Here is a 15,881-nt window from a genome sequence, read left to right on the forward strand (position 1 = left end):
GGCGCATCAGGGCCAGGTTGGGTTGGAGGTGCCTAGTTGTGGGGCGGGCAAGTCCCACCTCATCTGTGACTGACCGACGGTCAGTGCGGGTTTGAGGCGGTGGCCGGGTCCCCATCCGGAATGTTCGGTCTTTTCGCTATAGTCGGTTTGGTTGGCCGTTATCGGAACTTGCCTCGTTTCGGTTTTGCCAAGAATGGCCAGCAACTCGGCGGTGCGCGCCAAAGATAGATGGGCGTGCATGATTGAATTTCCCGAGGCTGCCTCGGCCAGTGCAGAAAGAACTGCGGCTGCCATCAGGTATCCGGTCGCATGGTCCAAAGCCTGGACTGGCAGCGGGGTGGGTTTGTCGGCGTTGGCCCATTCCATCCCCGCATGGGCAATACCCGCGCTCATCTGAACCAGGCTGTCGAAACCTCTGCGTGTGGCCCAAGGGCCTTGCCAGCCATAGGCGTCCAGAGTGACCTCGACCCGGTTGGGGGCCAGTTCGTCACGCTTTGCTTTACTAAGCCCGAGAGCCTCAAGCGCGCCGGGGCGGTACCCGTGGATGAATACATCTGCTTGTGACAACAGGTCTTGCAGGTGGGTCAGGCCCTCGGTTGATTTCAGGTCCAGATAGGCGCAGCGTTTGCCCAGTGAGATGTCGGGAATAACGCCCGGCTCATCCCAGCCCGGAGGGTCGACGCGCAGCACATCCGCGCCGAATCCGGCCAATGTGCGGGTTGAGACGGGACCCGCCAGAACGCGGGTCAGGTCTAGGACGCGTAGGCCGGCAAGCGGGCGTTCGGCTTTTGCAGCCGGACGATCTCGCAGAGTGATCCGACGTGGGTTCTGCCAACTGATCAACGGGTCTCGGCTGACGGCGCGACCTTGGGGGTGGTCCAGCCATTCGACGCGGCTGCGCATGGCGGCTGCGACGCCGCCCTCGGCTACAACAGCGCTTTCGAGGTCAGCGATAGCCCAGCTTCGTAGGACCTGCGAGACTGCGTCCCGGTCTGCTTCAGTACCCAATACCCTGAGGGCGGCAGCGCGGTGGTGGGGCAAGTTGGTATGTAGCCTGATCCAGCCGTCAGACGCGCGGTAGTCGCCTGCGATGGCGTCCCACAGGTCAGGCATTTCCCAACCATCGGGCTTGAAGGAATAGCGATACCAGAGCGAAGCGAGGCGGTGATCCACCGTGACCTCTGGCGCGGTTGGTGACAGGTTTGCGGCGGCCATGTATCGGGCCAACTCCTGACCGACGGCGGCGAAACTGGCGGTTGCCAGTTCGGAGACCGCAAAGGCGCTGGGCAGGGTTCCCTCGCCGGTGGTGCGATAGCTGTCGGCCGCCGGTAGAGAGGACAGCAGGCTCATTGCTGATAGGGGTCCAGACTGTCGCGCAACCCATCGCCAAGGAAGTTGAAGGCCAGAACGACGACGATGATGGGAAGCATCGGAATGGCCGTCCACGGGTAAATCTCGATCGAGGCGAGGTTCTGCGCGTCGTTCAGCATCACGCCCCAACTTACCGCAGGCGCACGCAGGCCGAGGCCGAGGAAGGACAGCGCGGTTTCACCCAGGATCATTGCGGGAATCGAAAGTGTGGCCGACGCGATAAGGTGAGACATGAAGTTCGGCAACAGGTGCTTGCGGATCACCCGGCCAGAACTTGCGCCCATCATCTCTGCCGCGCGGACGTATTCTTCCTCTCTCAGGGATAGGAATTTGGCGCGGACGGACCTCGCGAGGCCGGGCCAGTCGAGGATGCCGAGGATGATCGAGATGATGAAGAAGACCGCGACGGGGCTCCAGTTCGAGGGCACAGCGGCGGATAAGGCAAGCCAGAGCGGCAGTTCGGGTAGGGACCGCAGGACTTCGATCACGCGGTTAATGGTCCAGTCGATGCGCCCTCCGAAATAGCCGGCCATCGACCCGAACAGGATACCAAGGAAGAACGACACCGAGATGCCAATCAGGCCCACGGTCAGCGACAGCTGCGCGCCATAGAGGATGCGGCTGAAGATATCGCGGCCCAGTCGGTCCGAGCCACATAGGAACAGCGTCGCGCCATCAGGGGCACAGAACAGATGCGTGTCAGAGGGGATGAACCCTGCCAAGCGATACTCGGACCCTTCACAGAAGAACTTGATCGGACGAGGATCCTCGGTGTCTGGAATGAACTTCCACTGGAAGGTTTCAAGATCCGCCTCGGCGGTGATGGGGTAGACATAGGGCCCGATGAACTCGCCCTCGTGGAACCAGTTGATCGATTGGGGCGGGGCGTAGAGGTGCTCTCCGTTCCGGTCATTGGGGCCATAAGGTGCGATGAAGCCAGCAAAGGGCAGCATCAGGTAGCACAGCAGCAGGAAGACGCCCGAGATCAGGCCCAGCTTGTGCGTGCGGAACTTGCGCCAGACCAGCACCCAGTTCGGGGCGTCCAGATCGGCACGCTCAAGCTGTTGGACCGACGCCTGCGGGTCGAACGGTTCGTCATCGACATAGCGATCATCAGGGCGTTGGGTCATGCGTCTCGCCCCTCATACCGAATGCGCGGGTCGAGCATGACCAGCAGGATGTCCGAGATCATGGTGCCGATCAGGGTCAGCAGGGCCACGAACATCAAGATGAACGCCGACAGGAACTGGTCCTGCGTCTTCAGTGCCGTCAGCAAGGTTGGCCCGATCGTCTGCAGGCCCAACACGACCGATACCAGAACCGAGCCGGACACCATTGAGGGCAACAGGTTCCCGATGTCAGCGACGAATGGGTTGAAGGCCACGCGCAACGGATACTTGGTCAGCATCCGCGACGGGGCCATGCCCTTGGCAACGGCTGTCTCGACATAGGGTTTGCCCAGCTCGTCCAGCATGTTCGCGCGCAGGCGCTGCATCATCGCAGACGCGCCCGAGGTGCCGATGACGAAGGTCGGCACGATCAGGTGGACAAGGATGGATTTCAGCTTGTCCCAACTCATCGGTTCGCCTTCGAATTTCGGGTCCATCAGGCCGCCGATGGGCAGGTTGAAATACTGATGACCGTAGTAGAACAGGATCAGCGCCAGCAAAAAGTTCGGCGTGGCCAGACCCAGATAGCCGACAAAGGCGGAGGTATAGTCGATCCACGTTCGCGACCGCGCAGCGGCGATCACGCCCAAGGGTAGGGCGACGGCGTAAACGAACAGGATCGCGGCCAGATTGACCACAACCGTCAGCCAAAGCGTATCACCCACGATATCCGAGACGGGACGGTCGAACTCAAACGACCAGCCGTAATTACCTTGCAGGAGACCTTCGAAGCCGTGGGGGCCGGGCCAGAAGCCCATCCAGATCAGGTATTGCTCCCACATGGGACGATCCAAGGCGTATTCTGCCCGCAGAAACTCGGCCTTGGCGACACCGGCGGACTGGCCTGAGGCCTGAAGCTCGGCGATCTGATTGCTCAGATAGTCGCCGGGCGGCAGGTTGAGGATGACAAATATCAGAACCGAGACCACCAACAGTGTCAGCAGCATCGTGAAGAAGCGATAGACCGCATAGCGCAGCATGATCATTTAGCTGCTCCTGCTCAGTCGACCAAAAAGAACTCATCCGGGCGATGGACGCCGAAATGCGCGCCGGGTTCCCACGCCCACATGGCCTGCTCGGGGACATTGCGCAAACGGTTCGATACGACAATGGGCTGCGGTGCGCCGTTCAAAATGCCGATCGCGTATAGCTGGTCAGCGTGGATTTCCAACATCTCGGTCCAGACGGCAGCGCGCTGTTCATCCGTTGTGGCAGTCTCCCAGTCATGGACCAAAGTCATCAGGCGCTCAGCCTCGGGCATGTCGGGGGCCTCACCCACTTCGCCGCCGGTCTGATAATACTGTCCCCATTTTGGCCAGGCGAGAAACACCTGATCCGTCGGGGCCAGATAGGCAGGCGAGGTGTGGATTTGGGGCAGCCCGTCATCCCATCCAAACCAGACCGAGGCCATGGTGTTGCCTGCAAAAACCCGGTTGCGCAGGATATCGCGATCCAACGGGCGCATCACCAGATCGACGCCAATCTCGCGCCATGTATCAGTGACGATCTGCAGGGCGTTTTCGACCTCCTGCCGCTCACCAGCGGTTTCGATGATTAACTCCATCGGGCGGCCATCGGGCAGCAGGCGAATGCCGTTCTTGTCGCGCTCGTTCAGCCCAGCCTCGTCCAGCAGGGCGTTCGCCAGATCGGGGTCATATTGGGCCCAGGCCTGCGCGTTTTCCTCGCTGTAGAAGGGTGAGGCGGGGAGAACCGCCATAGCGCCCGGTTTTGCCAGTTTGAAATAGAGCGCCTGGTTGATCGTCTTGCGATCAATCCCCAAAGACAGGGCGCGGCGCACGCGCACGTCTCGCATAACGTCCCGCCAAACCTCATCGGCGTAGTTCAGGTTCGGATAGATTGCGATTTGCGAGGCGACACCAGTCTTCCAGAGCAATGTCTTGTAGTTGCCAACCGCCTCACCCTTTTTCAAGATCGAGGCATCCCGAAACGCCAGACCACGCCCCTGCAGGTCGGTCTCGCCCGCATTGGTCTTTGCGGCTACCAGCCCGGGGGCCACAATCTCCATCTCGACCACGTCGATATAGGGCAGTTGCACCCCTTTGGAGTCGATGCGGTGGTAGAACGGATTGCGGACGAAGTTGTGGCGGATTTTCTTGCCCGAGCTTGCGTTCAGCCAGGGCTGAAGCGTGGGCAGCTTGTGGTTGTCGAACTTGTAGAGGTTGTCGAGTTTGTTGTGCAGGGCCGCCCAGCTTTTGACGCGGGCATCATCGACCTGCGCGGCCAGATCCTCAGGATCAACATAGTTTTCGTGATATTGTTTCAGAAAGGCCGATGGGCGGTAGATGAAGGGCGGACGGGCCTGTGCCAGCGTTTGCAGGAAATCCGGGTTCGGATCATCCCATTCGTAGATCACTGTCGTCTCATCCGGGAAAGAGACGGTTGGGGCCTTGCCCTCGACGATCAGAAAATCAGGAGGTCCAGAGGGGCTGAGCAATTCGTTATTGGCGACATCTTCCCACCAGTACCGGAAATCTTCGGACGTAAACGGTGAGCCATCTGACCACTTATGTCCTTCGCGTAAATGCAGCGTGAACTTGCGGTTCCCGTCATTTTCGAACGAGGCCAAAATGTCGGGCACGATTTTGTAATTTCCGTCAAACCCAACCAACCGGGCGTAACCGTAGACGACCATCTGGCGAATATCCTTGGACCGGGTCACCATGGTCCGCATCGTGCCGCCCGGTGTGCCGAATTCACGGCCCTTTGCGGCCAGATCCACTACTAGAGGGTCTTTGGGGAGGCGTTCCGAAACCGGCGGCAGATCGCCCGCATTCACCTCAGCCGACCAAAAGCTGCTCTCTTGCGGGACCGGCACATCGGCCAGTGCAGGCAGCGTCCAGCCAAATGCCAGAGTGGCGGCCAGGATCAAAGGGCGAGTGGTCTTAAACATGGCAACGTACCTTATGGCCCGGTTCCAATTCCACCAGCGAAGGTATCACGGTGTCCGAGAAACGAAAGGCCTCATCCCAACTGTCCGGCGCGCCGGCACCCAGAGAGACCATTTGCAGGTCAATCGGGCGGTTAATGTCGGGTTCTGGTTGAGCGGCAATCAACGCCTTGGTGTAAGGATGGCGCGGATTGTAGAAGAGTGTTTCGGGCGGGGCTTGTTCGACAATCAGCCCCCGACGCATCACGGCGACTTCGTCAGCGATACGGGCGACTACGGCAAGGTCGTGAGAGATGAAGAAATAGGACAGGTTCAGGCTGTCCTGCAGGTTTTCCAAAAGTGTCAGGATTTGTTCCTGAACGGATACATCCAGTGCCGAGGTCGGCTCATCACAGACAATCAATTGCGGGTCCAGCATCATGGCGCGCGCGATAGAAAGGCGCTGCCTCTGCCCGCCGGAAAACGCATGCGGATAGCGTTTCAGCATATCCGAGTTCAGCCCCACGCGTTGCAGCATCTCGGCCGCCTTGTCGCGTTGCTCCGAGACCGAACCGATACGGTGAATTTCCAGTGGCTCAGTCATTGCGTCCTGAATGCGCATCCGTGGACTGAGTGAGCTGTAGGGATCCTGAAACACCATCTGCGCCTTGCGTTGAAACGCGGTGCGCTGGGCGCGGGTCATCTGGTGGACCGGGATCGGTTCTTCGCTTTGGGCTGTGCAGAACAGAACCTCTCCGCCAGGATCGGGCAGTTCAGCGCCAAGGGCAATCCGGGCGGCGGTGGTTTTGCCAGAGCCGCTTTCGCCGACAATCGCCAGTGTCTTGCCACGTGCAAGCTTCAGGTCGACGCTGCGACAGGCATGGATCTGTTTGTCGGCCTGCCAGCCCTTGCTGGAGCGCATCGTATAGGTTTTGGAGACCCCTTTAATATGCAGGATCAGGTCCTCGTCAGGCATCGGAATGCCTACGGCGTCCTGATCCGGAATGGCCGGGGCCGCATCGAACAGCTGTTTGGTGTAGGGATGCGCGGGGGCGGTGAGGATGGGGGCGGCGGGGCCTGCCTCCATCACGCGACCCTTGTGCATAACGACGACCTGCTCGGCCATATTCGCAACTACGCCCAGATCGTGCGTAACAAGGATCAGCGCCATCCCGGTTTCGCGCTGAAGTTCCTTGATCAGCCCCAAAACCTGAGCCTGTGTGGTTACATCCAGCGCAGTGGTCGGCTCGTCGGCAATCAGCAGTTCGGGTTTGGACACCATCGCCATGGCGATCATGGCGCGCTGGCGCATACCTCCCGACAGCTCAAACGGATAGGAGTCATAGGCCCGCTGGGGATCTGGAAAGCCCACGCGTTCAAACTGGGTCAGGACTTCCTTACGGGCTTGCGCCTCGGACGCGCCGCGATGCAGCCAGAGGACCTCGCTGACCTGATTGCCGATCTTGTGCAGTGGCGACAAAGATCGCATCGGCTCCTGAAAGATCATCGAGACGCGGTTGCCGCGAATGCTGCGCATCTCCCGCTCGTTGATTTGCGTCAGATCGGCCTTACCCTTGGAATCGTTCAGAATAATCGAGCCGCTGCGAATCTGCGCCACGCGCGGCAGGATGCGCAACACGGCCCGGCAGGAGATTGTTTTGCCCGAGCCCGACTCACCCACCAAAGCAAGTGTCTGTCCAGCCTCCACATCGAAATTCACGTCTCGCACGACTGAGTCCGCCGTGCCGAAACCGATGCTGAGATCTCTGACAGACAACAACGCAGTCATTCGGGTTTTCCACCCGTTTGGCCGTAGATGAGCATCGGCTTTTTATTCTCCCCGTTTTTTGACTTACTGTCGCGCGGTTTCACCCGACTCGTCAAACCCGTTCTTAGGCTGAAATGTCGCGGGAATGTGAAACTTTCGCCTCTACAACTACACAAACAGTTGAGTTTTTGCCATCAAGTTCGTGACCAGCACCATTTAAGCTGGCGTTGTGTATCAAAGAGAGAATCCCCTGTGTCCGAAAACCAAAGCCGACTTGATCTGTTTATTGACCGCATGGTGTCGCAGCGCGCCTGCCTTGATTTTGCAATCGAGCAGACAAAAGGCATGTCCGGGCCGGTGTTCGAACTGGGCCTGGGTAACGGTCGAACCTACCACCACATGATCCAGTATATCCAGGACCGCCCGGTTTTTGTGTTCGAACGCGCGGTGGCTTCACATCCCGACTCTACCCCGCCCGAGGGTCGGGTGATTTTGGGCGATGTGCGGGACACTCTGCCAGCCTCTGTGGATCGGTTTGGCGCGACGGCCAGCCTGATTCATGCGGATCTGGGTGGGCACAATCGCGAAAAGAACGACGCCTTCGCGCGGTTTGTTTCGCCTTTGATTGAACCGCTTCTGGCACCGGGTGGCCTGATGGTTTCCAGTGATCGAATGTATTTCAATGCGCTGACTGAATTGCCCTTGCCCGAGGGCGCGGTCGAGGGGCGCTGTTTTATCTACCGGCGGTGACGCCTTAGGCGCGCCCGGGTCCACCAAAAGGTTAAGCAAACCGGAGGAACGCAATGCAGGCCATCCTGACGCTGAACGCGGGAAGTTCGACCATCAAATTCGGAGTTTACCAGGCCGACGCTGAACCCGAATTGCTGTGGCACGGGCAGGTGGACAATCTGGGGCCGGTCGCCCAATTGCAAATCAACGGCGACGGGTTTCATGAGACACGTGAGATCGGGCCTGCTGACCACGCGGCCGGCGTCACGGCGATCTTGCAGAACATCGAGCCTCTGCTTCAATCGGATCTAATTGTCGGTGTAGGCCACCGTATTGTCCACGGCGGACAGACCTTCGAAGGGCCCACGGTTCTGGATGATCACGTGCTGGCCCAACTTGAAACGCTCTCGTCACTGGCCCCGCTGCATCAGCCCCATAATCTGGCGGCCGTCCGCGCTGCGCGAACGGCTTTCCCGGGTGCGCAACAGATTGGGTGTTTTGACACCTCTTTTCATGTCGGCCATCCGTTTGTAAACGATGCCTTCGCCATCCCGCGCCGCTTTTATGAAAAAGGCGTTCGGCGCTATGGATTCCATGGGCTGTCCTACGACTACATTACCGGCAAGATGGCTGAGGATTTCCCGGATCTGGCCGCAGGCCGGGTGGTTATCGCGCATCTGGGCAACGGGGCGTCTATGTGCGCTGTGGCCAATGGCAAGAGTATCGGCTCAACCATGGGTTTTTCCGCGCTTGATGGGCTGCCGATGGGGACCCGTTGCGGTCAGCTTGATCCCGGTGTGTTGCTCTATCTGATGGAGCAAGGTCACTCTGCCGAAGCGATCACGCATATCCTCTACAAGAAAAGTGGCCTGCTAGGCCTCAGCGAGATCAGCCACGATATGCGCACATTGCTGGAAAGCGATGATCCCCGCGCGCGTGAGGCGATAGACTATTATGTCTTCCGGATCAGGCGGGAGCTGGGTGCGATGGCGGCTGTTTTGGGTGGCGTGGATGCGGTGGTGTTCTGCGGCGGCATTGGTGAGAACGCTGCACCTATTCGCCAGAGCGTGCTGGATGGGATGGGATTTCTCAACATCCATCTGGACGCCGAGGCCAACGCCCAAAATGCGACGGTGATATCAGATGGCGGTATACCCGTGCTCGTGATCCCGACCGACGAAGAACGGGTGATCGCGCGGGCGGTCGGCAAGGCTTTGAGCTAAACACGATAGAGGGAAAACGGATGATCTTTTACGACTGCGCCACCGCTCCGAACCCGCGCCGCGCGCGTATGTTCATTGCCGAAAAAGGCTTGGAGATCGAAACTCGGCAAATCTCGATCGCGGAGGGAGAGCAGTTGAGCGATGCTTTTCGCGCCGTTAACCCTCGGGCCACGATCCCTGTGCTGGTGACCGATGAAGGCACGGTTCTGACCGAGAACCTTGGGATTGCTGCCTATCTCGAGGCGCAGAGCCCGGAACCCCCGTTGATGGGCAAGACGCCGGATGAAAAGGGCCGTGTTCTGATGTGGAACGCAATCGCCGAGCAGCAAGGCGGCATGCCGATTGCTGAGGCCCTACGCAACGGTCACCCAGCCTTCAAGGACCGCCCCATTCCGGGACCTGAGAACTATCCGCAGATCCCCGAGCTTGCGCAACGGGGCCGCGACAGGGTGGGGGCGTTCTTCGATTTGCTCGAAGACCATTTGCAGGACAGCCCGTTTATGGCGGGCGAGGACTTTACCCTCGCCGATATAACCGGGTTCGTCTTTGTCGATTTCGCTCGTGTGATCAAAATGCGTATCCCGGAAGCAAATACCGCGACCCAAGCCTGGTTCGACAGGATTAAATCCCGGCCCACCGCCAGCCTTTAAAAGGCTCCTGAATTGGCTGAATTAAGCTTGCGCTCGACACTGTACAGAAATGTCTAGACAGAAGTGAACAGTGCCTCTAGCGTTTCACCCGAGTCGTGCAGCGGAGGGCAGGATGAAATCTCAGTATCGCGTTGTGGTCATTGGGGGCGGGGTCGTTGGGGCCTCGGTCTTGTATCATCTGGCCAAGTTTGGCTGGTCGGACGTCGTCATGTTGGAGCGGCGGAGGCTGGCCTCGGGGTCATCCTGGCACGCGGCGGGTGGTATTCACGCGTTGAACGCGGATCCGAATATGGCGTCCTTGCAGGCCTACACCATCGACCTGCTCAGTGAGATCGAAAAGGAATCCGGCCAGAATATCGGCTTGCACATGACTGGCGGTTTGACGCTGGCGGGCACCCCTGAACGCTGGGAATGGTTGCAGGCAAACTACCGCATCTTCCAATCCATCGGCATCGATGATTGCGAACTTCTGACCCCGGAAGAGGCGCAGAGGCGCTGCCCGATCATGTCCACTGATGGCGTGTTGGGCGCGATGTGGGCGGATTGCGAGGGCTATATTGACACGACCGGCACGGTGCAGGCCTACGCGACGGCGGCAAGGAAGCGTGGCGCGGAATACTATGAGGAAACCAAGGTTGAGAGCCTGACGCAGACTGCCGATGGGTGGCAGGTCGTGACCGACAAGGGCACAATCACTTGCGAGCATGTTGTGAACGCGGCGGGCCTTTGGGCGAAGCAAGTGGGACGGATGGCCGGAGTGGAGCTGCCGGTCTCACCGCTTAAACACCATTACCTGATCACTGACACAGTCCCCGAGGTTGCCGAGGCCGAGTTCGAGATGCCGATGACCGTCGACCTCGAAGGTTTCACCTACATGCGGCAGGATCAGAAGGGCGTTCTGGTCGGGATCTACGAGGTCGACCACGAGCACTGGGCCATGGACGGGGCGCCTTGGAACTATGGCGAGGAACTGTTTCAAGAGCAGCTTGACCGCATCGAGAACGAACTGACGCTGGGTTTTGAGCGCTATCCTTCGATCCAGAATGTGGGCATCAAGACATGGGTCAATGGCGCGTTTACCTTCTCGCCCGACGGCAACCCTCTGGTCGGGCCAGTGCCGGGCAAGCGTGGCTATTGGTCGGCCTGTGCTGTGATGGCGGGCTTCCTGCAAGGTGGCGGTGTTGGCAAAACGCTGGCAGAATGGATGATCCATGGCGAGCCCGAGGCAGACGCATGGCCAATGGATGTCGCGCGCTACGGCGATTTTGCTCAGAACAAACGCTACATCCGCGAAACCACCGGTCAGTTTTATTCCCGCCGGTTTGTGATGACCTATCCAAACGAGCAACTGCCTGCTGGCCGCCCGCTGAAAATGGCCCCGGCGCATGACGCAATGACCGAAGCAGGTTGCAAATGGGGGGTCAGCTGGGACCTGGAAGTGCCACTCTATTTTGCGCCGAAAGGGTTCGAGGAAACACCAACTCTCAAACGGTCGAACGCCCATGACATCGTGGCGGAGGAATGCAAGACGCTCCGCGAAGGGGTTGGCCTGTTGGACATCTCGGGCTTTTCGCGGTTCGAGGTGACGGGTCCGAATGCGCAGGCCTGGCTGGACAAGGTCATGGCCTCGAAACTGCCGGGACCGGGGCGCGCCAAGCTGGCGCCAATGCTGGGTGAGACGGGGCGGCTCAAAGGCGACCTGACCGTGCTGAACTGGGGTGACGGAACATGGTGGATCATGGGCAGTTACTACCTTCGTGCGTGGCACATGCGCTGGTTCGACGACCACATGATGGAAGGCGTGACTGTCCGTGATCTGGGCGAGGAATACTGCGGCTTTGCCGTGGTCGGCCCGAAATCGCAGGCGGTGGTTGAGAAGCTGGCGGAACAGGATATCTCGGGCCTGAAATTCATGGGTTGTGGAGATTTCGATATCGGTCTGGTCCGCGCCCGCGTCGCCCGCATGTCGGTAACCGGCGAAAAGGGCTATGAGATCAACTGCCGTTACGGCGATCACATCAAACTGCGCCGGATGCTGTTGGAGGCAGGGGCTGACGAAGGCATCCGCGAATGCGGGTTCAACGCCATGCTCTCAACCCGGTTGGAGAAGAGTTTCGGCATTTGGTCCGCTGAATTCACCCAAGCCTACACGCCGGGCATGACCGGAATGGATCGTTGGATCGACTGGGACAAGGATTTCGTCGGGAAAGACGCCGCCTTGGCCGAGCGTGATGGCAATGGCCCGGCGCAGCTTCAGGTGACGCTTGAGGTCGATGCCGTGGATGCCGACGCCAGCGGGTATGAGCCGATCTGGTCCAATGGCGAACGCGTCGGCTTTGTCACCTCGGGCGGCTACGGCCACTACACGGGCAAGTCTCTGGCGATGGCACTGATCAATCGAGACAAGGCCGAGCCGGGGACGGAACTGACCGTGCATGTGGTTGGTGTGGAACGGCCTGCGCGCGTGGTTGCGCCGTCTCCTTACGATCCGCAGGGCAAGGCGATGAGGGGCTGATGGTGATCTCACAAACATCCGAGCGTGGTCGGCGACGGCGCGGGCGGGGTGCAGATGCCGCCCCTCCTCCCTCGCGCGATGTGAACTACCGCCAGCTGCGCAACCCATTTCCGCAGATGGAGGTGTTCCCCGAAGATCAGATCGCGGACATGCACGAGACGGCGCTGCGCGTCTTGCAGGAACTTGGGGTGAAAGTGCTTCTGCCCGAAGCCCGCCGCATCTTTGCTAAGGCAGGTGCGCGTGTGGATGAAGATACTCAAATGGTCTTTATCGGGCGTGATTTGGTTGAGGCCGCCGTGGCCTCGGCCCCAAAATCCATCGCCTGTCGCGCAGGGGCGCGGGACCGCGATTTTACGCTGGAATTGGGTTCGCTCGTGTTTCAACCGGGTGCAGGTGCCCCGAACGCAACCGATTTGGAACGGGGCAGGCGACCGGCGTCGGGTCAGGACTACATCGAGTTCCTGAAGCTGACGCATCACTTCGATGTCTTCCAGATGATCTCGCCTCAGGTCGAGCCGCAGGATGTGCCGACCCACTTGCGCCACTATTTCACAACGCAGGCGCAGATGGAGTTGACGGATAAGTTCCCCTTCTTCTTCTCGCGCGGCACCCCTCAGGTTTTGGACAGTTTCGAGATGCTGTCTATCGCACGCGGGCTTTCGGATGATGAATTCCGCGGCAACGCGCATTGCTATACGATCATCAACACCAACAGTCCGCGAACACTGGATATCCCGATGGCGCAAGGGCTGATCGATTTTGCGCACCATGGTCAGATGTCGATCGTCACGCCATTTACCCTGATGGGGGCGATGGCCCCGATCACGGTCGCGGGGGCCATCACGCTTTCCCATGCCGAGGCTCTGGCGGCCGTGACCCTGACGCAATTGACGAACCCGGGCGCGCCGGTCTGCTATGGAACCTTCACCAGCAACGTCGATATGAAATCCGGCGCTCCGGCCTTTGGGACGCCCTCGCATTTCCAGGCGTCTTTGGCTGCGGGCCAACTGGCACGGTTCCTGGGCCTGCCATGGCGGTCGGCGGCCGGGTCGGCCTCGAACATCAACGATGTACAGGCCGCGAATGAGAACCAGTTTGGCCTTTGGGGCTGTTTGATGGCCGGGGCGACGGTGATCATCCACTCGGCAGGCTGGCTCGAAGGCGGGCTGAGCGTGTCGTTTGAGAAAATGATCTGCGACGCCGAAGTATTGAACATGGTAGCTGAACTGTGTGCCGGTGCGCAGGCCGGACAGGCCGAAATCGGCTTTGACACCGCGCTGAGTGAGGTTGACCCCAGCGGGCATTTCTTTGCCTCGTCCCAGACGATGGAGCGCTACAATACCGAATTCTACCAGCCTCATGTTCACGACTACGCCAATTTCGGCACCTGGACCGAGCGTGGATCTGTCGATGCCAATCAACGTGCAACAGGTGTTTGGAAAGGTATCCTGAATGATTTCAAACCGCCCGCTGGCGATAGCGATCGGCTCGGGGCCTTGCACGATTTCATCGCGAAGCGAACTGCCGAAGGCGGCGCTCCGCCGGAGAGTTGAATGAGCACCAAACCGATCCTGCACCGCGATGACCCCAAGGCCGAGCCTTTGGTCGGAAATATCAAAGTCACGCGGGATGACTGGCTGAATGTGGCGATGGACGTGCTGATCTCGGACGGGGTGGATCAGATCAAGGTCATGAACCTGGCCGAGCGCATGGCCGTGTCCCGCTCGTCTTTCTACTGGTACTTCAAATCGCGGCAGGAGCTTCTGGATGCGTTGCTGGCGCGGTGGCAGGCGACCAATACGGCGGCGTTGATCGCGCAGGCTGAGGCCCCGGCCGAGACAATTACCAGCGCGGTCTGCAACGTGCAGCGATGCGTGGTGAACACGGATTTGTTCGACACGGCACTTGATTTTGCCATTCGGGACTGGGCTCGCAAATCGGGCAAGGTGCGCAATGCCCTGGATCAATCCGATGCACGACGCCTCAAGGCGCTGCACGCGATGTTTGCGCGGTTTGGCTATTCGGACATTGAGGCCGAAACCCGGGCGCGCGTCCTTTACTACATGCAGATCGGGTATGATCTGGCGCAGCTGAACGAGCCGATGGAAACGCGGCTTTCGTTGGTGCCTCACTACTTGCATGCTTTCACAGGGGTTCAGCCTCGGGACGAGGAAATTGAAGAATTTCGCGCTTATTCCAAGCGCTTTTGGGAAGGAAAGACAGAATGAGCCAACCAGATGCAATCATAATCGGGACAGGCGTCATTGGCGCGGCCATCGCGTTCGAGATGGCCAAGGCCGGATGGAGAACCCTTTCGCTGGACCGCAATACGCAGGTCGGCCATGGCTCGACCGCAGGGTCCTGCGCGATCATCCGCATGCACTATTCAACGTTCGATGGCACGGCTTTCGCGTGGGAGGGCTACCATTATTGGCGCGATTGGGCCGAGTATCTGGGCCTGCCCGCAGATGCCAATCTGGCGCAGTTCCGCGAGACCGGGTGCCTGGTCATGAAAACAGACGCCAACGGGATGCTTGAGAAGCACATGCAAAATAGCGCGGATCTGGATTGCCCGTTCGAGGAATGGTCGCCCGAGACGGTCACGGAACGCCTGCCGGTCTATTCTTTGGAAAGCTTCGCCCCCGCCCGCCGGATGGACGACCCGGAGTTCGGACAACCGAACGGGCGCAAGATGCAGGGCGGCGTATTCTGGCCTCAGGCAGGCTACGTCACCGACCCGGCACTTTCGGCGCAGAACCTGATGGATGCGGCAATCCAGAACGGGGCCGAGTTGCGCACTGGGGCTGAGATTGTTGAAATCCTGATTGAGGATGGGCGCGCGGCTGGTGTCAAACTCGCCTCGGGTGAAGAAATTCGCGCCAAGGTCGTCGTAAACGTGGCCGGGCCGGGATCGGCCATTGTCAACGGCATGGCGGGCGTTCTAGACGACATGACCATCGAAACCCGCCCGCTGCGGCAGGAAGTGGTCCATGTCCCGGCGCCTGAGGGATTCGATTTCGAAAACAACGGTACCATCGTTTCGGACAGTGACATCGCCTGCTACTGCCGCCCTGAGCATGGGAATCATATACTCGTGGGGTCCGAGGATCCCGAATGCGATCCGCATCAATGGTGCGAGGATGACAAGACATATAACCGCGATTTCACAGACCAGTGGACGACGCAGGCGATGCGCTATGCGCAGCGGGTGCCAAGCCTTGGTATTCCGTCCAAAACGCGGGGCGTGGTGGACCTCTATGATGCGTCGACTGACTGGATTCCGATCTACGATAAATCCAGCCTGCCGGGATTCTACATGGCCTGCGGCACCAGCGGGAACCAATACAAGAACGCGCCGATTGCGGGCAAGATGATGACTGCTCTGATCGACTATTGCGAGGGCGGCACAGATCACGATGCCGAACCGCTCCAGTTCGAACTGCCTTACATCAAGCGCGTGATTGATGTCGGTTTCTATTCGCGCAACCGCCCGATCAACGAAGAAAGCAGTTTTTCCGTCCTGGGGTAGTCAGCCCGACAATTGGCCCTAACATCACGTAAACGCGAAA

Annotated in this window: 12 protein-coding genes; 7 read left to right on the top strand and 5 right to left on the bottom strand. The window is 59.6% G+C overall.

The window, feature by feature from the left end:
* Positions 1–6 precede the first annotated feature (6 nt).
* From ACOERD_RS10340 to ACOERD_RS10360, 5 genes are read right to left on the bottom strand one after another with little or no spacing between them, the layout of a single operon-like run.
* Complete coding sequence (locus ACOERD_RS10340; RefSeq protein WP_419738973.1) at positions 7–1,350, bottom strand: CoA transferase; 1,344 nt, start codon at positions 1,348–1,350, stop codon at positions 7–9.
* Positions 1,347–2,501: an ABC transporter permease gene (locus ACOERD_RS10345; protein WP_419738974.1), complete on the bottom strand. Its 1,155-nt coding sequence runs from the start codon at positions 2,499–2,501 to the stop codon at positions 1,347–1,349. The genes ACOERD_RS10340 and ACOERD_RS10345 overlap by 4 nt, the downstream gene beginning before the upstream one ends.
* Positions 2,498–3,526, bottom strand: coding sequence for an ABC transporter permease (locus tag ACOERD_RS10350; protein ID WP_419738975.1), 1,029 nt, complete (start codon positions 3,524–3,526; stop codon positions 2,498–2,500). The genes ACOERD_RS10345 and ACOERD_RS10350 overlap by 4 nt, the downstream gene beginning before the upstream one ends.
* A 14-nt stretch (positions 3,527–3,540) precedes the next feature.
* Positions 3,541–5,451 (bottom strand): ABC transporter substrate-binding protein, encoded by a 1,911-nt coding sequence (locus tag ACOERD_RS10355; protein ID WP_419738976.1) that lies wholly within the window; start codon positions 5,449–5,451, stop codon positions 3,541–3,543.
* Entirely contained in the window at positions 5,444–7,216 is a 1,773-nt protein-coding gene (locus ACOERD_RS10360) for an ABC transporter ATP-binding protein (RefSeq protein ID WP_170665945.1), read from the bottom strand. Before ACOERD_RS10360 ends, ACOERD_RS10355 begins: the two co-directional genes overlap by 8 nt.
* 231 nt (positions 7,217–7,447) lie before the next feature.
* On the opposite strand from ACOERD_RS10360, the gene ACOERD_RS10365 reads away from it, so the two are divergent.
* The 7 genes from ACOERD_RS10365 to ACOERD_RS10395 all read left to right on the top strand — a co-directional run bounded on the left by ACOERD_RS10365 (position 7,448) and on the right by ACOERD_RS10395 (position 15,841).
* Entirely contained in the window at positions 7,448–7,945 is a 498-nt protein-coding gene (locus tag ACOERD_RS10365) for a class I SAM-dependent methyltransferase (RefSeq protein ID WP_419739075.1), read from the top strand.
* A gap of 53 nt (positions 7,946–7,998) precedes the next feature.
* Positions 7,999–9,147, top strand: coding sequence for an acetate/propionate family kinase (locus ACOERD_RS10370; RefSeq protein ID WP_170377570.1), 1,149 nt, complete (start codon positions 7,999–8,001; stop codon positions 9,145–9,147).
* 20 nt (positions 9,148–9,167) lie between these two features.
* Positions 9,168–9,797: a glutathione S-transferase family protein gene (locus ACOERD_RS10375; RefSeq protein ID WP_419738977.1), complete on the top strand. Its 630-nt coding sequence runs from the start codon at positions 9,168–9,170 to the stop codon at positions 9,795–9,797.
* 112 nt (positions 9,798–9,909) lie between these two features.
* Positions 9,910–12,312: a GcvT family protein gene (locus tag ACOERD_RS10380; protein WP_419738978.1), complete on the top strand. Its 2,403-nt coding sequence runs from the start codon at positions 9,910–9,912 to the stop codon at positions 12,310–12,312.
* Positions 12,312–13,865 carry a trimethylamine methyltransferase family protein gene (locus tag ACOERD_RS10385; protein WP_419738979.1) on the top strand — a complete coding sequence of 518 codons (1,554 nt, stop codon included), beginning with the start codon at positions 12,312–12,314 and terminating at the stop codon, positions 13,863–13,865. The genes ACOERD_RS10380 and ACOERD_RS10385 overlap by 1 nt, the downstream gene beginning before the upstream one ends.
* Positions 13,866–14,540 (top strand): TetR/AcrR family transcriptional regulator, encoded by a 675-nt coding sequence (locus ACOERD_RS10390; protein WP_419738980.1) that lies wholly within the window; start codon positions 13,866–13,868, stop codon positions 14,538–14,540.
* Positions 14,537–15,841, top strand: coding sequence for an NAD(P)/FAD-dependent oxidoreductase (locus ACOERD_RS10395; RefSeq protein ID WP_419738981.1), 1,305 nt, complete (start codon positions 14,537–14,539; stop codon positions 15,839–15,841). The genes ACOERD_RS10390 and ACOERD_RS10395 overlap by 4 nt, the downstream gene beginning before the upstream one ends.
* Positions 15,842–15,881: the final 40 nt, after the last annotated feature.

Source organism: Ruegeria sp., assembly GCF_965199275.1.
GTDB lineage: Bacteria > Pseudomonadota > Alphaproteobacteria > Rhodobacterales > Rhodobacteraceae > Ruegeria.